Raw genomic sequence first — 19,858 nt, 5'->3', positions numbered from 1 at the left:
AAGGACTGTCCAGCGTCATGGCGGGTGGTGACGTACCGGGGTGTCGGGACGTCCTTCGGCTGTTATCTTGCCTGCGTAGCGACCCGCGACCGCAACTCCACCGAGGATGCCATGCCGTACGTGATCACCGAAGCCTGCATCAACACCAAGGACAAGTCCTGCGTGGACGTCTGCCCGGTGGACTGCATCTACGAGGGTCCCGAGATGCTCTACATCCAGCCGGATGAGTGCATCGACTGCGGCGCCTGCGAGCCGGAGTGCCCGGTGACGGCGATCTTCCCGGAGGAGGACGTGCCGGCGAACATGAAGCAGTACGTGCAGATCAACCGCGACGCGTTCAAGAAGGATCCGAAGCCGGGGCGGCCGACGCGCTAGTGCGGATGAAGGTGGAAGGATGAAGGATGAAAGAGAGGGCGCCAGACGATGAGTCCGGCGCCCTTTGCTTTCTCCCTTCATCCTTCAGCCTTCATCCTGCTCTCAGAGATGCATCACTCCGCCGGGGAAGTACCGCATCTTCGCCCAGAAGAGCCCCAGGATGATCGCGTACTGCCCGAAGGTCGAGATCTCCGAGCGCCACGCCTCCGCCCAATAGAACTCGCCGGCGCTCCCGCCGGACGGCGGGGTGGGGATCCAGCGCGGCGTGCGCTGCTTGTACTCGAGGTACTCCTTCCCGAAGATGCTCTCGAGGACGCCCTCCTCGTAGCGCACGATGTAGAAGTACTCCACCGCGAAGAGCAGGATCGCGACCGGCAGGAACCAGAGCACGCCCGAGATGGTGATCACGCCCATCCAGATGAGGAAGTTGCCGACGTAGAGCGGGTTCCGGCTCCAGGCGAAGGGGCCGTGGTTCACGAGCTTCTGCACGTCGCGCGAGCGGCGGCGGGTCACGGTGCCGGCGGTCGCGACGCCCCACATGCGCCAGGCCTCGCCGAGCACCATGAGGATCGCGCCCGAGACCGTCATCTGCATCGACATCGCGCCCGGTGCGAGCAGCGGGATGAGCAGGAACGGGACCGGGAGCCAGCCGCGATTGCGGAAGAGCACGGCGCCGACGCGCGCGGCCGGGGTCTGCTCGGCGGCGCTCGGGGCGGGGGAGGAGGCGTTGTTCTTCAGGAGGGGATCCGGGGTCAGGTTGGGCCAGTCCGAATGGTGGCCGTCAAGTAGGCTTTGAGCAAGCGGTTGAACACCGCTGGCGCCTCGAAGTTGCTCACGTGGCCGGCACCGGCGATGACCTCGAGCCGACTCCCCGGGATCGCGGCCTGGAGCGCCCGCGACTCGGCGACCGGCGTGAGCACATCCTCGTCCCCGCAGACGATGAGCGTCGGCACGCTGATGGTCCCCAGGGTCGGCGTGGCGTCCGGGCGGCCGAGGAGGACCTCGCGCGCGTCGCTCACGGCGTCCACGCTGCTGCGGCGCATCATCGCGTCGAGTTGGTCGACGAGTTCGGGGCGCTGCGCGCGCGTGGTCTTGCCGACCATGCCGGTGATGAGGCGATCGGCGACCGCGCCGACGCCCTGCGAGAGCAGGACCATCTTCATCTCGTCGCGCTTGGCGCGCACCTCGGCGCTGTCGGCCCCGGCGCGCGTGTCGGCGAGGAGGAGCGCGCGGACGCGATCAGGGTGCCGGCGCCAGATCGCCAGCGCGAGATACCCGCCCATGGAGAGGCCGCCGACCACTGCGCGGCCGACCCCGAGGGCATCGAGGAACGCGACCGCCCAATCGGCCCACGCGTCGAGCGTGGTGGACGCGATGCGCGCGCTCTCGCCGAATCCGGGATGGTCGGGCGCGAGGTACCGGAACCCGGGCGCGGGGTCGGCAAGCTGCGGCGCCCAGAGCGCGCGATCGAGCGGATAGCCGTGCAACCAGAGCACCGGCTCGCCGGCCCCCGCCTCGTCGTGGCCGACGGGGCCGAACGCGGTCCGGACGATCATGCGGTCACTTCTGGTCGGGCTCCTCGAGGTCGGGCAGCGCCGACATCATGGCGAGCATCTGCGTCCGTCGCGCGGCGGGCCATTCGACGGTCGGGAGCGGCGGGAGGTCGTCCTCCACCCAGAACATCCGCACGCCGACGAAGACCGTCGCGAGGAGCGGGATGGCGACGAAGAGGCCGAGGAAGCCGAAGACGTAGGCCATCACCACCTGCGTCACGAGCGTGAGGGCCGGCGGCAGGTCGAGCTGCTCCTTCATCAGGTACGGGATGAGGAGGTTGTTCTCGAGGAACTGGATGAGCCAGTAGACGCCCACGACGACGAGCGCCATGCGGGGCGAGTCGGTGAGGCCCATGAGGATCGCGGGGATCGCGCTGAGCGTGGGGCCGACGTTGGGGATGAACTCGAAGAGTCCGGCGAGCACGCCGAGCGGGAGCGCGGCCGGGACGCCGATGACGGCGAGGATGATGGTCGTGACGACGCCGATGACGCCCATCGCGATGAGCTGCGTGGCGAACCAGGTGCGGAGCGCGCCGCCGAGCGCGGTGAGGAGCTCGCCGAAGCGGTCGCGCCGCTCATGCGGGATCATCAGCAGCAGGCCCTGCCGGTAGGTATCGGGGTCGGCGGCGATGTAGACGGCGAGGAAGACGACGAGGACCGAGGCGCCGAGGACGGCGATGGTGGACTGCAGCACGCCGAAGGCGAGCTTGGAGACGGCGGGGGCGTGGTCGGCCATCGCGCCGATGAGTCGGCCGCCCTCTGGCGCGGCGGCGGAGCTCGCGGCCTCGGCAGCGTCGACCGCGGCCGCCACTCCGGTGTCGGGCGGGGCGACGAGATCGAGGAGCGCCGGCTGGCGCGCGGCCATCCACCGCTCGAGTGTGGCGACGGCCTCCGGAAGCTTGGTCTTCAGCTCGCGCGACTGCGTCGCGAGGGTCGGGCCCGTCCAGGCGGCGATGAGGAGCAGGAGGAGAACGGTGCCGAAGACGACCCCGGAGGCCGCGACGCCGCGCTTCACGCGGATGCGGGCGGGATCCAGTCGACCGCCTGCCCGGCGGCGAGGCCGAAGAGGACGCCGAGGAAGGTCGTGAGGACGAGGAAGCGCGCGGCCCAGAGGAGCTGGAGACCGACGAGGGTGGCGACCACCACGAGGGCGGCGCGGACCAGGTCGGACTGCGAGACGGGCTGGATCGGGGCGGGGTTGGCGCTGGACACGGGCGTGGGGTGGGGGCTCATGAGGAATCAGCCGACCCGCGCCGAGCGAGGCAAGGCCCGCGACGCGCGACAACGGGCTAGATTGCGCCGCACGAATGCAGACGAATCCCGCCACCTCGTGACGCGCGCCGCCACGCCCACCGCGACCTACCTCGACACGGATGCCGCCGTCGAGCGCTGGCTCGCGTCCGTTCGGAAGTCCGCGATCCTCGCGCTCGATACCGAAGGGGCGAGCTTCCACCGCTTCATCGACCGAGTCTACCTGGTCCAGTTGAGCACCCGCGACCAGCATGCGATCATCGATCCGCTGCCGATCACAGCGCCCGCGCTGCTCGGCGAGATGGTCGAGGACCCGAAGGTCGAGATCGTCTTCCACGACGCCGACTACGACCTGCGCCTGCTCCGGCAGGATTACGGCTGGCAGGTGCGCAACGTGTTCGACACGCGCATCGCGGCGCAGCTGCTCGGCATCAAGGCCTTCGGGCTCGCGGCGCTGCTCGAGCGGTCGTTCGGGCTCAAGCTCGACAAGAAGCACCAGCGCGCCGACTGGTCGATGCGGCCGCTCACCGCGGACATGCTCGACTACGCGGCGCAGGACACGATGCACCTCCTCGGCCTGCGCGACATCCTGCACGGCGAGCTGCAGGCGAAGGGCCGACTCGCGTGGGCGCAGGAGGAATTCCTCCGGCTCGAGCAGATCGGGTGGGCCGCGGACGACCCGTCGAACGCGTTCCTGAAGGTGAAGGGCGCGCGCGACCTCACGCGCCGCGAGCTCGCGATCTTCAAGGAGCTCGTGATCTGGCGCGATGCGACGGCGCTCAAGCTCGACCGCGCGACCTTCCGCGTGGTGAGCAACGAGGTGCTGTTCGACGCGGTCCGCGCGCTCCCGACCACGAAGGACGCGCTCGGCAAGCTGAAGGGGATGCCGCGCGGGATCCTCGAGCGCGCCGCGGACGAGATCCTCGCCGCGATCGCGCGCGGCCAGGAGGTCGCCGAGGCGGACCTGCCGCGCTTCCCCAAGTCGGCGCGCTGGGACCGCGATCCGGAGTTCGACCACAAGGTCGGCGCGCTCAAGTCCGTGCGCGACGAGGCCGCGACGCGGCTCGACCTCGATCCCGGGGTGCTCTGTTCGCGTGACCGGATGGAGCAGGTCGCGCGATTGCTGCCGAGCGAGGTCGCGGCACTGGAGGCGATCCCGGAGTTCCGGAAATGGCAGATCGCGGAACTCGGTGCGGGCTTCGTGAAGGCGCTGGGGCCCTGGCGGAAGAAGGAGTCGCCGTACAGGGAGGAAGAAGGTTGAAGGTGGAAGGTTGAAAGTGCGAACGGCGATGCGGGGAAATCCCGCATCGCCGTTCTTGCTTTCATCCTTCATCCTTCAGCCTAGCCTAGAATCCTAGATACGCCCTCACCCGCGGCTCGATCCGGTCCGGCGTCCAGGGCGGCGACCAGACGAGGTTCATCGCCACGTTGCCGACGCCCGGCATCGCCTTCAGCTGCGCCTCGGCCTCGGTCATGATCTCGGGGCCGGACGGACAGCCGGGCGAGGTGAGTGACATGTCGATGCTCACGTCGTTCCCCTCGACCTTGATGGCGTAGATGAGGCCGAGGTCGAGGATGTTGAGGTTGAGCTCGGGGTCCTTCACGCGGCGCAGCGCGAGCTTGACCTGGTCCTCGGAGACGGCGCCCGGCGCGCCAAGCGCACCCGTCGGTTCTGCTGTGTCGGTCACTTCCGCTTCGCCTTCGTCGTGGGACGCTTGGGGAGAGGGCGGCCGCGCGTCCAGTCCGCGGCCTGATCCACCCGGAAGGTACGCGGCCACGCGACCTGGCGCAGGAGCGGTTCGTCGGTGACGGCCAGTGCCGCGGCGTCGGCGAGGTCATGCCGCACGTCGGCGATGATGATCCCCGGCCGTCGCGCACGCGCCGCGTGCACGCGGTTGGTCAGGAGGATCACGAAGAGGTCGCGGTCGGGGTCGATCCAGATCGAGGTGCCGGTGTAGCCGGTGTGCCCGAAGGCATTGTGGCTCAGGTACTCGCCGGCCCCACGCTCCCCGGCGGCGACCTCCCAGCCGAGGGCCCGATGGTCCTGCACCTCGGTGGTGAAGAGGCGCACCGTCTCCTCCTTCACGATCCGGGTGCCCTCGTACTCGCCGCCGTTGATCATCATCTGCGCGAAGACGCTCAGGTCGGTCGCGGTGCCGAAGAGGCCGGCGTGTCCGGCGATGCCGCCGAGCGCGAAGGCCGACTCGTCGGCGACCTCGCCGCGCACGGGATAGCCGCGCGGGGGCGTGACCTCGGTGGGGGCGATGCGCGGGACGAGCGCGCGCGCCGGACGCCAGCCGGTGTCGTCCATCCCGAGCGGCGCGAAGATGCGCGACTCGGTGAACTGGTCGAGGGACTGGCCGCTGATGCGTTCGATGACCCAGCCGAGGATGTCAGGACCGAGGTCGGAATAGTTGTAGAGGGCTCCGGGGCGCTGCTGGAGGCGCGACTCGAGGACCTGTTGCTTGGCCTCGGCGGGGGTGCGGGCGGTCTTCCACAGCTGCCGCCCGGGCGCGAGGCCGGAGCGGTGCGTGAGGAGGTGCTCGATGGTCACCTGGTCCTTCATGTCCCCGGTGAACTCGGGCAGGTAGCGCTGGACGGGGGCCTTGAGGTCGAGCTTGCCCTCGTCGTAGAGGATCATCGCGGCGGTGGTGGTGGCGATGACCTTCGTGAGGGAGGCGAGGTCGTAGATGCTCTCTTCCGGGACGACGGCGGGGCTGGTGGTGGTCCAACCGAGCCGGCCGTAGCCCTTCTGCCAGACGGCGTAGCCCTTTCGCCCGACCACGACGGATGCCCCGGGGTAGGCGCCGGCGGTGATGCCGCGGCGGACGACCCGGTCAACGGTGGTGAGGCGATCCGCGGACATGCCGACGGTGCGGGGGGCTCCGGAGGGGAGGCCCTTCCCGAACGTCAGGACGGCGGCGAGGGATACGAGAGGGATGAACACTGCGGGAGGGCGAGGCGGGATGCGGGGGGAAGCGCGATGCGGATCGTACGGGCGGTACGGAGTACGGAATTGAGGCGGGATGCGGGGAAGTGCAACCTTTACGCGCGACGACCGGGGGATGCGGGGGGTAACCGGGTACTATCACAGTCTCGGCGTTCCTTCTCCCTCTCCCTCCCCCTCGGACCTCCTCGCCCTCTCCCTCGATCCTCGCTCCTTCCCCTCGCTCTTCGCTCCTCCGGGCAACCCTCCGGTGGGCGCACGTGACTCATCAACCGTCAGGTATGGCCACCGACCCCCTCACCATCCGCCGCGCCATCAATGGCGATGAGGCGGCGCTGCGCGCCCTTTGGGTCGCGCATGCGCCTCGCATCGATGCGGTCGTGCGCCGGTTGGTCGGGGATCCCGATCAGGCGGCGGACATCGCGCAGGAGGTCTGGATCCAGATCTTCCGCGCGCTGCCGAGCTGGCGGGGGGATTCGCAGTTCTCGACGTGGGCGCACCGGATCGCGGTGAATCGCACGCTCAATGCGCTGCGCTCGGTGCGGCGGCTCGCGAAGATCGAGACGGTGATGGAGGACGACACCGTCGCGATCGAGGACGACATGGACCGCAGCTTCCTCGCCGAGAGCATCGACGAGGCGGTCCAGCGGCTCTCGCCGGGGGCCCGGACGGTGTTCGTGCTGCATGACGTGGAAGGCTATACCCACGAGGAGATCGCCCAGGAGCTGGGGATCACCGCGGGGGGCTCGAAGTCCCAACTGTTCAAGGCACGCGCGAAGCTTCGCCGGCTGCTCGCGCATCTCGTGGATGTCTCCTCGCCGGCGAAGGACCAGGCTGATGTCACATCTCTCGACTGACCGACTCGCCGCGATCGCGGACGACACGCCCACCGCGGACGAGGCCACGCACCTCGCGGGCTGCTGGGATTGCCGCGCCGAAGTGGCCGCCTATCGCCGCCTCGCGCGGATGGCGGCGATGGCGCCCATCCCGACCGAACCGCTCACCGCCTGGTCGGCGCTGGCGCCGCAGCTCCGCGCCGAGGGGATCATCGTCGACCGGGCGCGGCTCGAACGGTCGGGCATGCCGGGCGCGGTGGCGGGTGTCCCCGCGCGCACGCCGTCGTTCGCGGGTGCGCCGGTGATGCCGCTCGCCGAACGCCGGCCGGCGCTGCAGGTGTGGGCGATGCGAGCCGCCGCGGGCCTGGCGCTCGTGGTCGGTGGCGCCGCCGTCGGGCGGATGACCGCCGGCGTTCCGTCCCCGCTCGGGCCCGTCGCCGGCGGTCCCATCGCCACGGCGGCCGCCGCGCCGAGCTTCCGCAGCGCCGACGAGGCGCTCATGGTCCTCACCACCGCACAGCAGCAGTACGAGCGGGCGGCGTCGTTCCTCGCGTCGCAGGACACCACCTCGCGCTTCATCGGCATGAACGAGGACTCGTACCAGGCGCGCCTCGTCGCGCTCGACGAGATCGCCGCCGCCGCGCGCTCGGCGCTCTATCGCTCGCCGCAGGACCCGATGCTCAACCAGTACTATCTCACGACGCTCGGCGCCCGTGAGGCGACGCTCCGCCAGATCGGTGCGTCCGCCCCCGACACGCGCCGGCTGGAGCGTTACTGATGCGCGCCACCATGCGCCACACCACGTGCACCCTCGTCGCGCTCGGCGCCGTGCTCGTCTCCGGCGCGGCCCTCGAGGCGCAGACGCAGACCGTCCGTATGACCGAACGGCGCATGCTGCGCTCGGATTCGCTCGTCGAGCGCCTCCTCGTGGCCGACGTCGAGTCGGTGAAGCGCACCGTCACCGCCTGGAGCGAGCGCGAGGCGCAGCTGCTCCGCGAGCTGCGCGCCCTTCCCGAGAACGATGTCGCCGGGCGCCGTCGGCTCGACGAGCAGCTCGCGCTCCACGCCCGCGACGGCTTCGCCATCATGAGCGCCGTGCAGGCGCGCTGCATCGAGGAGGGTGCCCCGCGGCCACCCGGATATCTCGGGCTCAACCTCACGAACATGTGGAAGGTCGAGAACGACGAGCCGAAGTCCCTCGGCACCACGGTGACGAGCGTGGAGCCCGGATCGCCGGCGGAACGCGCCGGGATCCAGCGCAACGACCGGATCCTCGCGCTCGCCGGCCTCGACGCGACGGAGCGCACGCCGGACGTGTCGGCGCAGCTCCTGCCGGGGCGCTCCATGACGGTGCGGGTCGATCGCAACGGGCAAGTGAAGGAGTACGCGCTGGTGATCGCCCGCCGACCCGAAGGGTTCGGCGATTCGTGTGGCGAGTTCGAGCGCGCCCTCGTGCCGATGCGCATCGCCGGACCGGGGCGGATCGTCGTCGACGAGCCGGGCACCGGACCGCGGCGCCTCATCCTGCGCGGTGACGAGATCGACCCGCGCGAGGACGTCGGCAACGTGCGCATCGAGATCTTCCGCCCCGGCGCGCAGAACCTCACGGCGGTGGGGTACTTCGGCGGCGCCGAGTTCAAGATGCTCGATGCCGATTGGGGCGAGGTGCTCGGCGTGCGCCAGGGTGTGATCGTCAGCGCCGTCGCCAGCGGCACGCCGGCCTCGCTCTCCGGCCTCAAGAGCGGCGATGTCGTCACGGCCGTCGGTCGTGCTCCCGTCGCCACGCCGATGATGCTCGTGCAGATGCTCGGCGCGATGGACGAACGCGAGGCGACGTTGAGCGTCGTCCGGATGAAGGAGAAGAAGACGATCAGCTTCAAGTGGGGCCGGCGCTGATCTACTGGGCGGCGCGCACGCTCCCCGGCGGCAGCTTGTAGACGAGGCGGACCGTGGCGCGGTCCGCCTCGCTCAATTCCCGGACCCGCACCCGCGCCGACATGATGTTCGTCTCGTCGGCGGTGTGGGTGAGGCCGAGCAGGTGCCCCACCTCGTGTCGCGCGATCGCGCCGACGATCGCATCGTCGAGCGGGCGCCCGTCGGGCTGCGTGCGCGCGAGCTCGATCGAGGCCGCGGTGATCCAGCCGTGCTGGTCGCGCACCCACCGCGTGCGCCCGGTCGTGCGACTCTCGTAGCGCTCCACCCAGGTGACGCGCACGTCGGCGCGCGCCGAGTCCTCCGTGGGGAGGAACGACACCGGGATGCCCGTCTCGATCCACGGGTGGAAGCTCTCGTGCACGATGCGCGGCCAGTCCGAGCCCTCGGGCTCGAGCGTGGCGGTCTGCACCCAGACGTAGAGCGGCGCGTTCACGCGCTCGGGCCAGCGGTAGTTCATCGAGTCACGCTCGGCGAACATCTCGCCGATGTAGGTGCCCGCGGCGTAGGCCTCGAGCGCGAGGCGGATCTCGTTCGCGTCGCGCACCGGGGCCGGGAGCGCGGAGCCGACGACCTCGACCTCGGCGCCGATGTCCTCGGCGGCGCGCAGCACCGAGTCGGCGAAGGCGGAGTCGGCGGCCGCATCCCGCACGGCGGCGGCCTGCTGCCGCTCGACGTCGCGCCGGGCCTCGGACGCCGTGCGGACCCGCAGGCCGATGAGCACCGCGCCCACGAGCACGAGCAGCAGGGGGCGCTTCACGTCTCGGTCCCGTCGAGGAAGTCGAGCGCCGCGGCGAAGGTCGGCTCGGGATTCTCGAAGAACGGCATGTGCCCCGCCTCGGGGATAGCGACCACGCGCGCGCGCGGGATGAGCGCCGCGCTCGCGCGCGCCTCGGCGATGGGCAACGCATCCTCCACGCCGTGCACGAGGAGCACCGGCGCGCGCACCGCGGCGTAGCGCGCGCGCCAGTCGAACCCCTCGCGGCGCAGGCGGGCCGCCACCGCCGCGCCGGTGGGACTGTGCGTCACGGGCGGCGAGAAGGAGCGCATCCCCTGGTCGTGGAACCAGGCGGCGTACATGGTGCGGCTGTACTCGGCGTGTCGCTCGGGATCGGGTTCGTGCAGGAGCAGCGGATCGAGCAGCGCGAGGAGCGTGTGCGCCTCGGTCGCGCCGCGATGCTCGAGGTGCGCGAGGGCGCTCGCGTGCAGGCGGTCGAGCCAGCCGGAGGTCGCGCCCACGGCGTCGAAGGTGAGGACGCGCCGCACGCCCGCGACGTCCTCGGCGGCCGCGAGCAGCGCGATGCCGCCCCCCCACGAGTGACCGGCGAGGTCCCATCGCGCGATGCCGAGGGCGTCGCGCAGGGCGACGACATCGAGGACGTCGTGCTCGATGCGCGCCGCGCGCGCGCCCGGTGGCGCCGGGGTCTGTCCGCGTCCGCGCTGGTCGTAGAGGATGAGTTGCCGGCCCGCGGCGAGCGGCGAGAGGGTGGGCCAGAGGAGGTCGTGCCCGTAGATCATGCCGCCGTTGATGGCGAGGAGCGGCGTGGCGTCCTCCACCGGCGGGCTCATCCAGACGGCGAAGTCGAGTCCCCGCGCGCGGACCGTGCGCCGCTCGAGCGGCGGCGTGCGCGGGCGCCCGCGCCGCCAGGCCAGGTAGCGCTCCTTCGCGCCGGGCGCGGTCACGTGCGGGAAAGCGGCTGGGTGCCCATACGGATGCACGATAATCGCGCTGCCGAGCTGTCGAGTTGACATAGGGGGAGGGGGTATATAACCTCCGACAGGATCGAACCCTCGATCCCACCCCCGGACCGTCATGAGCCCCGTCGTCGAGACCACCCGCATCCCCGTCACCGGGATGACCTGCGCCGCCTGCCAGGCGCGGGTGCAGCGCACGCTGCAGAAGCAGTCCGGCGTGAGCGACGCGACGGTGAACCTCATGATGGCGAACGCCACCATCTCGTTCGATCCCGCGGTGGTCTCGGCCGAACGGCTGGTGGAGGCGATCCGTGGGGCGGGGTACGGCGCGGAGATCCCGGCCGTCGAGCAGAGCGCCTTCGAGGAGCAGGAGGCGCGCGACGTCGCGACGGCGCGCGAGTTCGGCGAACTCCGCACGAAGGCCATCACGAGCGGCCTGATCGGGGCGGCGGCGATGGCGGCGATGCCCTGGATGCATCACTACGCCTGGGCGCCGTGGGCGCTGCTCGTCGTCACGACCGGCGTGATGCTCACGGCGGGTGCGCACTTCTATCGGCGCGCGTGGGCGGGCATCCGCCACGGCGGGACCGACATGAACACGCTCATCGCGGTGGGGACGGGCGCGGCCTGGCTCTACTCGGTGATCGCCACCGTCGCGCCGGGTTTCTTCACGTCCCGCGGCGTGCCCGCCGACGTCTACTACGAGGCGGTGATCCTCATCATCGCCTTCATCCTCACGGGGAACGCGTTCGAGGCGCGGGCCAAGCGGAACACCGCGGTGGCGTTGCGCGCGCTCGTGCAGCTGCAGCCGCGCACCGCGCGGGTGTTGCGCGCCGGCGTGGAGCGCGACGTCGACATCGCGCACGTCATGCCGGGGGAGATCATCGTCGTGCGCCCGGGCGAGCGCGTGCCGGTGGACGGCACCGTGCTGCAGGGCGCGAGCGCGATCGACGAGTCGATGCTCACGGGCGAGTCACTGCCGGTGGCGAAGGCCGCCGGCGACCGCGTGATCGGCGGCACGATGAACGGCACCGGCGCCTTCCAGCTCGCGGCGACGACGCTCGGCTCCGACTCGGTGCTCGCGCGCATCGTCACGCTCATGCGCGATGCGCAGGGAACACGCGCGCCGATCCAGCACCTCGCCGACCGGATCTCGGCGGTCTTCGTGCCGACGGTGATGGGGCTCGCGGTGCTCACCTTCGTCGCGTGGTACTTCCTCGCGGAGACCGCGCCGGTGGTACGCGGCTTCGCGGCCGCGGTCTCGGTACTCATCATCGCCTGTCCCTGCGCCATGGGGCTCGCAGTGCCGACGGCAGTGATGGTCGCGACGGGCAAGGGGGCCGAGCTCGGCGTGCTCATCAAGGGCGGCGAGGCGCTGCAGCGCGCCGGCGACATCACTACGGTGGTGCTCGACAAGACCGGCACGGTCACCGAGGGGAAGCCGACGGTCACTGACCTGCTGGTGGCGCCGGGTGCCGCGCGCGACGAATCACGCCTCCTCGCACTCGTCGCCTCGCTCGAGCGGCGCTCGGAGCACCCGCTCGCCGACGCGATCGTCCGGCACGCGGTCGCGCGGTCGCTGGTCCTCGGCGACGTGGAAGCCTTCTCCTCGGTGACGGGACAGGGCGCGACCGGCGTCGTCGACGGCGTGGCTCTCGCTGTGGGAAACGCGGCACTCATGGAGGACTACGCGATCGACCTCACGCCGCTCGCCGCCGATGCCGCGCGCCTCGCGGATGCCGGCCGTACGGCGATGTACGTCGCCGCGGACGGCGCGCTCGCGGGACTCATCGCCGTGGCCGACCCGATCAAGGCGACCTCCCGCGAGGCGATCGCGCGCCTGCATGCGATGGGGCTCGAGGTCGTGCTGCTCACCGGCGATCACGCGCGCACCGCGCAGGCGATCGCGCGGGAGGCGGGCGTGGTGCGAGTCGTCGCCGGCGTCCTCCCCGACGGGAAGGTCGCCGAGATCAAGCGCCTGCAGGGCGAGGGAAAGGTCGTCGCGATGGTGGGCGACGGCATTAACGATGCGCCGGCGCTGGTGCAGGCCGATGTGGGCATGGCGATGGGCACCGGGACCGACATCGCGGTGGAGGCGGGCGACATCGTGCTGATGCGCGGCGACCTCCGCACGGCGGCGCAGGCGATCCTCCTCTCGCGCCGCACCATGCGGACCATGAAGGAGAACCTCTTCTGGGCCTTCGTCTACAACGTCATCGGCATCCCGGTGGCGGCGGGAATCCTCTATCCCACCTTCGGATTGCTCCTGAGTCCGGTGCTCGCCAGCGCCGCGATGGCGTTCAGCTCGGTGAGCGTGGTGGGGAATTCTTTGCGGCTGCGCCGAGCGCGGCTAGCTTGAGCGGACCTATGGAACTCGGCATCTACACCTTCGTCGAAGCGACGCCGGACGCGAAGACCGGCGTGCTCATCTCCCCCGAACAGCGGCTCGCGAACCTCATGGAAGAGGTGGCGCTGGCCGACGAGGTCGGGCTCGACGTCTTCGGCATCGGGGAGCACCATCGCCCCGACTACGTCGTCTCCACACCGGCGGTGGTGCTCGCGGCGGCCGCCGTGCGCACCAAGCGCATCCGGCTCACGAGCGCGGTGAGCGTGCTCAGCTCCGACGACCCGGTCCGGGTCTTCCAGGAGTTCTCCACGGTCGACCTGCTGAGCCACGGACGCGCCGAGATCATGGCGGGCCGCGGCTCGTTCATCGAGTCGTTCCCGCTCTTCGGCTACGACCTCAACGACTACGACACGCTCTTCTCGGAGAAGCTGGAGCTGCTGCTGCAGCTGCGCGCCGAGGAGCGCGTCACGTGGGACGGGAAGCATCGCGCGGCGCTGAAGGATCAGCCGGTCTATCCGCGTCCGGTGCAGTCGCCGATCCCGGTCTGGGTGGCGGTGGGCGGGACGCCGCAGTCGGTGATCCGTGCGGCGATGCTCGGCCTCCCGATGGCGCTGGCGATCATCGGGGGCGGACCGGAGCGCTTCGTGCCCTTCGTGGAGCTCTACCGCGAGGCGTGGGAGAAGGCGGGCCGCGACCTCGCGACGCTCCAGGTGAGCATCAACTCGCACGGCTTCCTCGCCGACAGCAACGCGGAGGCGGAGGAGTCGGCGTTCGGTCCCTACATGCACCAGATGGGGAAGATCGGGCGCGAGCGTGGCTGGCCGCCGCCGACCCGGCGACAGTTCGACGCCGAGATCTCGAAGCAGGGCGCGCTCCTGGTGGGCGACCCCGAGCGCGTGATCGACAAGATCCTCTGGGAGCACGAGCTGTTCGGGATGACGCGGTTCCTCATCCAGTTCAGCGTGGGCACCATGCCGCATGCGCAGATGCTGCGAGCGATCGAGTTGTACGGCACCAAGGTCGCGCCGGCGGTGAAGAAGGCGCTCGGCGCCGCGACGCCCGGCGCCACCGCAGCGGGCGCGTGATACGCCGCCGCGTGACCCCATGAGCACCTTCGTCCCGAAGCTGGTCACGACGCTCAAGGGGTACACGCGCGCGGACTTCCGCGCCGACCTGACCGCCGGCGTCATCGTCGGCATCGTGGCCCTGCCGCTCTCGATCGCCTTCGCGATCGCGAGCGGCGTGACGCCCGACCGCGGACTCTGGACGGCGATCGTCGCCGGCTTCCTGATCAGCGCGCTCGGCGGTTCGCGCGTGCAGATCGGCGGCCCCACCGGCGCGTTCGTGGTGATCGTCTACGGGATCGTCCAGCAGTACGGCGTCGACGGACTGATCGTCGCGACGCTCATGGCCGGCGTGATCCTCGTGGCGATGGGGCTCCTCAAGTTCGGCGCCGCCATCAAGTTCATCCCGCACCCGGTGATCATCGGGTTCACGAGCGGGATCGCGCTCATCATCTTCTCGTCGCAGGTCAAGGACTTCCTCGGCCTCACGATGGGCACGGTGCCGGCCGAGTTCGTCGAGAAGTGGGGAGCGTACGGCGAGGCGATCGGCACGGCCGACCCGGTCGCGGCGCTCGTCGCGCTGCTCGGGCTCGCGATCGTGCTCCTCTGGCCGCGCGTGACGACGAAGGTGCCGAGCCCGTTCGTGGCGCTCATCGTCACGACGCTCGTGGTGCAGCTCGGCGGGCTCGAGGTGGAGACGATCGGCAGCCGCTTCGGCGTGATCAGCGCCTCGATCCCGGTGCCGACGCTCCCCGACCTGAGCTGGGCACAGGTGCGCGGGCTCGTCGGGCCGGCATTCACCATCGCGATGCTCGGCGGGATCGAGTCGTTGCTCTCCGCGGTGGTCTCCGACGGGATGATCGGCGCGCGGCACCGGTCGAACGTGGAACTGATCGGCCAGGGCGTGGCGAACATCGCGAGCGCGATGGTGGGCGGCATCCCGGCGACCGGCGCGCTCGCGCGCACGGCGACCAACGTGAAGAGCGGCGCGCGGACCCCGGTCGCGGGGATGATGCACGCGGTGACGCTGCTGCTCATCACGCTCTTCTTCGGGCGTTGGGCGGCGCTGATCCCCATGGCGGCGCTCGCGGCGATCCTCGTGGTGGTCGCGTACAACATGAGCGAGTGGCGCGTCTTCGTCGGCGAGTTCCGCGGGCCGCGCAGCGACGTGCTCGTGCTGGTGACGACCTTCCTGCTCACCGTGCTCGTGGACCTCACGGTCGCGATCGGCGTGGGGATGGTGCTCGCGGCCTTCCTGTTCATGCGGCGGATGTCGGAGGTCTCGGAGATCACGGAGATCCGGCGCGAGGCGCTCGACGAGGGCGAGGTGACCGATGGCGAGCGCGGCGCGGCGGATGCGCGGGTCCGCACGCTGGGAAACGAGGTGCAGGTCTACTCGATCAACGGTCCCTTCTTCTTCGGCGCGGCGGACCGATTCAAGGACACGCTCGCGCAGGTCGGCGTCCGTCCCAAGGTGCTCGTCCTGCGGCTGCGCGACGTGCCGGTGATCGACTCCACCGGGCTCAGCGCATTGCTCGACGTCGTGAAGCGGAGCCGGAAGGAGGGGACCCGCGTGCTGCTCACCGAGGTGCGCGACCCGGTGCGTCGCGTGATCGAGCGCTCGCGCGTGGGCGACCACCTCGAGGCCGACGCGATCAGCGACACGCTCGACGAGGCGCTCACGCGCCTGCGCGGCTTTCGCGACACTGGTCCCGGGGCTACGATAGACCCCGCCACCCGAGTCGTCCCGCCCCACGATCGCCGCGCTCGCTGACCGCCGGGCGTCCGCGGCCCAGGAGGATCCGATGCGAGTCCGACCGTCCGGTTTCGTTCGCTCCCTCGTGCCGTTGCTCGTGCCGTTGCTCGTGCCGTCGCTCGTGCCTCTGCTCCTTCTCGGCTGCGGCGGGAGCGCCTCGACCGGCGGTGCCGCCGGCGGACCGGCGCCCGTGAACGCCACGGCGCGCGATGCGAGCGTGCCGCCGGAGGTCGCGCTCCAGCGGCGCGCGGCCGGCCTCATCGTCACGCGCACGTCCGAAGGGTGGATCGCGGTCCGTGTGCGCGGCGCCGCGAGCGACAACGAGGAGGCGACGCGCCCGCTCTACGTGCTCAACGGCAATCCCTTCCAGCCGGGACCCGGCGGCACGCTCGTGGGGATCGACCCCGACCAGATCGCGACGCTCAAGTACCTGCGTCCCGCCGAATCGGGGCTCTACGGGATCGAGGGCGCGAACGGTGTGGTGGTGATCACGACCACTTCGTCGTCGGGGCGGCCCACGCCGGCCGCGGCGCGCACGCGCACCGGGACGCGCGTCACGACCGGCGTCCCCCGGACCGACACCTCGAGCACCAGCGCGTCGCCCGCCGTCGGGGTGTAGAGCACGTCGAAGGTCTCGCCCGCGGCGAGGTTCACGTCCGCGGGTGCGGGCACACGGTCCGCGATCGCGAACTCCGCGCCGTCCTTGGCGACGGGGGTCCACGTCACGGTCCGATCGCCCGCGAGGAGCCGGACGCTCCTGAGCGTGACTGCACTGATGGCGATGAACCGCAGTCGATGCGCGCGGCCCGCTTCCAGTTCGATCGGCAGCGGATCGGAGCGCCCGTTGATCATCGACGGCGGCACGACGCCGGGCCGTGGATCCACGGTCGAGTCCGCGAGGACGATCACCCGCTCGTCCGATGCGGCCCGTACGTCGCGCGGGTGGACGATGAGCGCGCCGTAGAGCCCGGCGGTGAGCTGCGCGCGCTCGCCGGCGTGCGTGTGATAGATGAAGGTGCCGGCGCGGGGCGGTGTCATCTGCACGACGAACGAGTCGCCCGGCGCGATGATCGGCGCGACCGTCGTGCCGCTGCCGCTCCAACCGGCGACGCCATCGAAGAGGCTCTCGAGTTCCATGCCGTGCCAGTGCACGGCGGTGGGCGCACGGCCCCGGTTCACGACCGTGATCGCCGTGGGTTCGCCCTGGCGGAGGTCGAGGGTGGACCCGGGGAGCTCGATGGAGTCGGCGGCGGGCTCGTGCGCGTCGCGCTGCAGCACGTACGCGCGCGACGGCGCACGCCCGTCGGCGGCGGGCCGTTCGGTGACCACGAGGCGGAGGCGCCGGCGGATCGTCGGCCGGCGGGGCGGGCGCGAGGACGCGGGACGCACCGTGATGGCGGAGACGAGTCCGGCCATCATGTCCGTGACGCGCGCGTGGTCCGCGTGCGCAGGATCGACCACGGCATCGCCCAGCCGCAGCGCCTCGTCGATGTGGTTGATGAGGTGGCAGTGGAAGAGCCAGTTGCCCGGCCGCTCTGCGGCCCACGCGATGGACATCGTGGCGCCCGCGCCGAGGGACTCCGTGACCGCGAGCCGCGCGGCGCCGTCGACCGCGGTGTCGGCGAACGGCGTGCCGCGGGCCAGCACGCGGAAGTAGGTCCCGTGCAGGTGCATCGGATGCGAGTGCTGACTCAGGTTCAGCACGCGCCAGCGCACGCTGTCCCCCTCGTCGTACGTGAGCCGCTCGGTGAACGGCCAGGAACGACCGTTGATGGCGTACACCTGCCGCGGTCCGTACGGTGACGCCGGATTGCGCAGCGAGTCGTCCCACGCGGTCATCACGAGGATGCGTTCGCGCGCATTGGCGCGTACCGGGTCGGCGCCGGCCCGGTCGACGATGAAGGCGCCCATCAGTTGGGAGTCGTCGCGCCGGCTGAAGAGCGTCGGCGCCGCGTTCGTCCGCGCGAAGTAGGCGAAGGTGCCCGCCACGGTCGCATCGAAGCGCACCGTGCGCGTCTCGCCGGGCGCGATCACGACGGAATCGCGCGGACCGCGGTGGTCGTGCAGGCCGTGCACGGTGGCCGGCTGCGCGAGCGCGTTCCGCACGGTGATCCGCATCCGCGTGCCGGCGGGCACGCGGACGAGCGGTCCCGGCAGCATCGCGGGTGCCCCCGCCTCGGCGAACGCGGGCACGTCCACTGACAGCCCGTCAGGCGCGTTGGGTCGCCAGCTGGTGCGCCGCATCTCGAGATCGAGCGCGTACTCGCCGTCGCGCAACGCACCGGCGAGGGTACGATGGTCGTTCGCGACGGCATCCGCGAGCGCCGCGGGCTCCGGCGCATCGGCGTGCGGGGCGCGGGCCGCGAGCAACGCGACGGCGACGGGGAGCGCACCGGCGAGCAGGAGCGCGCGCGACCGCATGCGCGAGCTCCCACGTCGCACCATCACGCGGCACCTCGCGCCGGCACCTGCGCCATCGCGTACTCGGCCAGCGCGGTGATGCTGAGCGACGGGTTCACGCCCGGGTTCGCCGGCATCGTCGAGCCGTCCACGATCATCAGGTTCTCGTAGCCGAAGGCGCGGAGCTTCGCGTCCACCACGCCCGTCGACGCGTCGGCGCCGATGGGCGCGCCGCCGAGGATGTGGGCCGTGGTCGGGATGTTCATCGTCGCCTCGAAGACACTGGAATGCGCCGTGCCGCCCGTGCGCCGCTCGAGCCACTCGGCCACCGCGTTGGCGACCGGGATGAACGTCGGGTTGGGCTTCGCGCGATCCTGCTCGGTGCGCAGGCCGATCCCCCCCAGCCAGCGGCGCACGGGACGGAAGGCGATCGCGTTGTCGCTCGTCTGCATGACGAGGAGGATGAGGGAGCGACGGCTCCAGCCCACGGGCCAGAGTCCGCGCAGGGCGCGCAGTGGATGGCGCAGGATCGCGCGCAGCAGCATCACCGGGCGCGTGAGGCGCGTACCGTTGCCGGTGAGCGGCGCGAGGAGCAGCGACATGAAGTCGCCCTTGCGGCCGTAGGTGCAGAACTCGATGTGCGTGTCATCGCTCGGGTGGATGCTCGCGCTGATCGCCACGTCGAACCACGGGTTGCCGCGGTCGTCGGGCATGGAGATCGCGAGGATCGACTCGCTGTTGGTGCGGACGAGCTCGCCCAGGCGGTCGCTCAGGCGCGGGAGCGCGCCGCGCGCCTTCTGCTCGAGCAGGAGCCGGTTGGTGCCGAGGGCGCCCGCCGAGACGATGACGCCGCGCGCCGTGACGGTGCGGCGGTCCTTCGCGAACCATGCGCCCGGCCGCTCGGTGGTGACGCGATAGCCGTCGCGTCCATCGCCCGCGCCGAGCGGGACGATCCGGGTCACGCGGCGATCGGGGATCACGACCGCGCCCTTCCGCTCGGCGAACCAGAGGTAGTTCTTGAGCAGCGTGTTCTTCGCGCCGACGCGGCAGCCCACCATGCAGGCGCCGCACCGCGTGCAGCCCGTGCGGGGCGGCCCGTCACCGCCGAAGTACGGGTCGGGGACCTCGCGATTGGGATCGCCGAAGAAGATCCCGACCGGTGTGCGCGTGAAGGTGCTCGCCACGCCGAACTCCGCCGCCACCTCCTGCAGCAGGGACTGGCCCGCGCTCGGATAGGGGACCGTGGCCGCACCGAGCATGCGCTCGGCGGTGTCGTAGTGCGGCGCGAGCTCGCGCGCCCAGTCGCGCAGGCCGGCCCACTGCGGATTGGTGAAGAAGGCCGGCTTGGCCCGGTAGAGCGTGTTGGCGTAGACCGTGCTGCCGCCGCCGACGCCGGCCCCCGAGGCGATGAAGATGTCCTTGAAGGGCGAGAGCTCGAGGATCCCGCGGAGGCCGAGCATCGGGGCCCAGAGGAAGTTCCGGAGGTCCCAGGTGGACTCGGCGTACTCGTCGTCGGCCCGGCGGCGTCCGGCCTCGACGACGGCGACCCGGTAGCCCTTCTCGCTCAGGCGGAGCGCCGAGACGCTGCCGCCGAAGCCGGAGCCGATGATGAGCCAGTCGTGGTCGAAGGCGGGGGCGGACATGGGCGCAAGCTACACGGACCGGTTCGTTACCTGAAGACATCACGACGGTGACACGGGAG

At 71.2% G+C, this 19,858-nt stretch carries 18 protein-coding genes; 8 read left to right on the top strand and 10 right to left on the bottom strand.

The window, feature by feature from the left end:
- The first annotated feature begins 111 nt into the window (after positions 1-111).
- Positions 112-375 (top strand): ferredoxin family protein, encoded by a 264-nt coding sequence (locus tag IPJ78_04345; GenBank protein MBK7905776.1) that lies wholly within the window; start codon positions 112-114, stop codon positions 373-375.
- A gap of 102 nt (positions 376-477) precedes the next feature.
- On the opposite strand, the gene IPJ78_04340 is transcribed toward IPJ78_04345, so the two are convergent.
- From IPJ78_04340 to IPJ78_04325, 4 genes are all read right to left on the bottom strand, one after another.
- Positions 478-1,044: an isoprenylcysteine carboxylmethyltransferase family protein gene (locus IPJ78_04340; GenBank protein MBK7905775.1), complete on the bottom strand. Its 567-nt coding sequence runs from the start codon at positions 1,042-1,044 to the stop codon at positions 478-480.
- Between the two features lie 83 nt (positions 1,045-1,127).
- Positions 1,128-1,931, bottom strand: coding sequence for an alpha/beta fold hydrolase (locus tag IPJ78_04335; GenBank protein MBK7905774.1), 804 nt, complete (start codon positions 1,929-1,931; stop codon positions 1,128-1,130).
- A 4-nt stretch (positions 1,932-1,935) separates the two neighbouring features.
- Complete coding sequence (locus tag IPJ78_04330) at positions 1,936-2,943, bottom strand: AI-2E family transporter (GenBank protein MBK7905773.1); 1,008 nt, start codon at positions 2,941-2,943, stop codon at positions 1,936-1,938.
- On the bottom strand, positions 2,940-3,161 hold the full coding sequence (locus IPJ78_04325) for a hypothetical protein (GenBank protein ID MBK7905772.1): 222 nt from the start codon (positions 3,159-3,161) through the stop codon (positions 2,940-2,942). Before IPJ78_04325 ends, IPJ78_04330 begins: the two co-directional genes overlap by 4 nt.
- A gap of 97 nt (positions 3,162-3,258) precedes the next feature.
- Between IPJ78_04325 and IPJ78_04320 the strand changes: the two genes are divergently transcribed.
- Positions 3,259-4,440: a ribonuclease D gene (locus tag IPJ78_04320; protein ID MBK7905771.1), complete on the top strand. Its 1,182-nt coding sequence runs from the start codon at positions 3,259-3,261 to the stop codon at positions 4,438-4,440.
- A gap of 85 nt (positions 4,441-4,525) precedes the next feature.
- Here the strand turns inward: IPJ78_04320 and IPJ78_04315 are convergent, their stop codons facing one another.
- On the bottom strand, positions 4,526-4,867 hold the full coding sequence (locus IPJ78_04315; protein ID MBK7905770.1) for a metal-sulfur cluster assembly factor: 342 nt from the start codon (positions 4,865-4,867) through the stop codon (positions 4,526-4,528).
- Positions 4,864-6,045: a serine hydrolase gene (locus IPJ78_04310; protein MBK7905769.1), complete on the bottom strand. Its 1,182-nt coding sequence runs from the start codon at positions 6,043-6,045 to the stop codon at positions 4,864-4,866. The genes IPJ78_04315 and IPJ78_04310 overlap by 4 nt, the downstream gene beginning before the upstream one ends.
- A 362-nt stretch (positions 6,046-6,407) precedes the next feature.
- Here IPJ78_04310 and IPJ78_04305 point away from each other — a divergent pair, with 362 nt between their 5' ends.
- Genes IPJ78_04305 through IPJ78_04295 form a run of 3 tightly spaced genes read left to right on the top strand, consistent with a single transcriptional unit; the run spans position 6,408 to position 8,858 of the window.
- Positions 6,408-6,983, top strand: a complete 576-nt coding sequence (locus IPJ78_04305; GenBank protein ID MBK7905768.1) for a sigma-70 family RNA polymerase sigma factor — start codon at positions 6,408-6,410, stop codon at positions 6,981-6,983.
- The gene (locus IPJ78_04300; GenBank protein MBK7905767.1) at positions 6,964-7,740 is read left to right on the top strand and encodes a hypothetical protein; all 777 of its coding nucleotides are present in this window, start codon (positions 6,964-6,966) and stop codon (positions 7,738-7,740) included. Before IPJ78_04305 ends, IPJ78_04300 begins: the two co-directional genes overlap by 20 nt.
- On the top strand, positions 7,740-8,858 hold the full coding sequence (locus tag IPJ78_04295) for a PDZ domain-containing protein (GenBank protein MBK7905766.1): 1,119 nt from the start codon (positions 7,740-7,742) through the stop codon (positions 8,856-8,858). Before IPJ78_04300 ends, IPJ78_04295 begins: the two co-directional genes overlap by 1 nt.
- Before the next feature lies 1 nt (position 8,859).
- On the opposite strand, the gene IPJ78_04290 is transcribed toward IPJ78_04295, so the two are convergent.
- Together IPJ78_04290 and IPJ78_04285 are read right to left on the bottom strand one after the other, a co-directional pair.
- On the bottom strand, positions 8,860-9,654 hold the full coding sequence (locus tag IPJ78_04290; GenBank protein ID MBK7905765.1) for a matrixin family metalloprotease: 795 nt from the start codon (positions 9,652-9,654) through the stop codon (positions 8,860-8,862).
- Positions 9,651-10,577 (bottom strand): alpha/beta fold hydrolase, encoded by a 927-nt coding sequence (locus IPJ78_04285; GenBank protein ID MBK7905764.1) that lies wholly within the window; start codon positions 10,575-10,577, stop codon positions 9,651-9,653. Before IPJ78_04285 ends, IPJ78_04290 begins: the two co-directional genes overlap by 4 nt.
- Positions 10,578-10,707: 130 nt before the next feature.
- Between IPJ78_04285 and IPJ78_04280 the strand changes: the two genes are divergently transcribed.
- Genes IPJ78_04280 through IPJ78_04270 form a run of 3 tightly spaced genes read left to right on the top strand, consistent with a single transcriptional unit; the run spans position 10,708 to position 15,774 of the window.
- The gene (locus IPJ78_04280) at positions 10,708-12,948 is read left to right on the top strand and encodes a copper-translocating P-type ATPase (GenBank protein MBK7905763.1); all 2,241 of its coding nucleotides are present in this window, start codon (positions 10,708-10,710) and stop codon (positions 12,946-12,948) included.
- Between the two features lie 8 nt (positions 12,949-12,956).
- Positions 12,957-14,021, top strand: a complete 1,065-nt coding sequence (locus IPJ78_04275; protein ID MBK7905762.1) for an LLM class flavin-dependent oxidoreductase — start codon at positions 12,957-12,959, stop codon at positions 14,019-14,021.
- 19 nt (positions 14,022-14,040) lie between these two features.
- Complete coding sequence (locus IPJ78_04270; GenBank protein MBK7905761.1) at positions 14,041-15,774, top strand: STAS domain-containing protein; 1,734 nt, start codon at positions 14,041-14,043, stop codon at positions 15,772-15,774.
- A 435-nt stretch (positions 15,775-16,209) separates the two neighbouring features.
- Here the strand turns inward: IPJ78_04270 and IPJ78_04265 are convergent, their stop codons facing one another.
- Positions 16,210-18,177 (bottom strand): multicopper oxidase domain-containing protein, encoded by a 1,968-nt coding sequence (locus IPJ78_04265; GenBank protein ID MBK7905760.1) that lies wholly within the window; start codon positions 18,175-18,177, stop codon positions 16,210-16,212.
- 23 nt (positions 18,178-18,200) lie between these two features.
- Positions 18,201-19,799, bottom strand: a complete 1,599-nt coding sequence (locus IPJ78_04260; GenBank protein MBK7905759.1) for a GMC family oxidoreductase — start codon at positions 19,797-19,799, stop codon at positions 18,201-18,203.
- Positions 19,800-19,858 lie beyond the last annotated feature (59 nt).

This window comes from Gemmatimonadota bacterium, from assembly GCA_016714015.1.
Classification (GTDB): Bacteria; Gemmatimonadota; Gemmatimonadetes; order Gemmatimonadales; family Gemmatimonadaceae; genus Pseudogemmatithrix.
The sequence above is the reverse complement of the archived record's forward strand: the minus strand, read 5'-3'. Positions and strand labels throughout refer to the sequence as shown.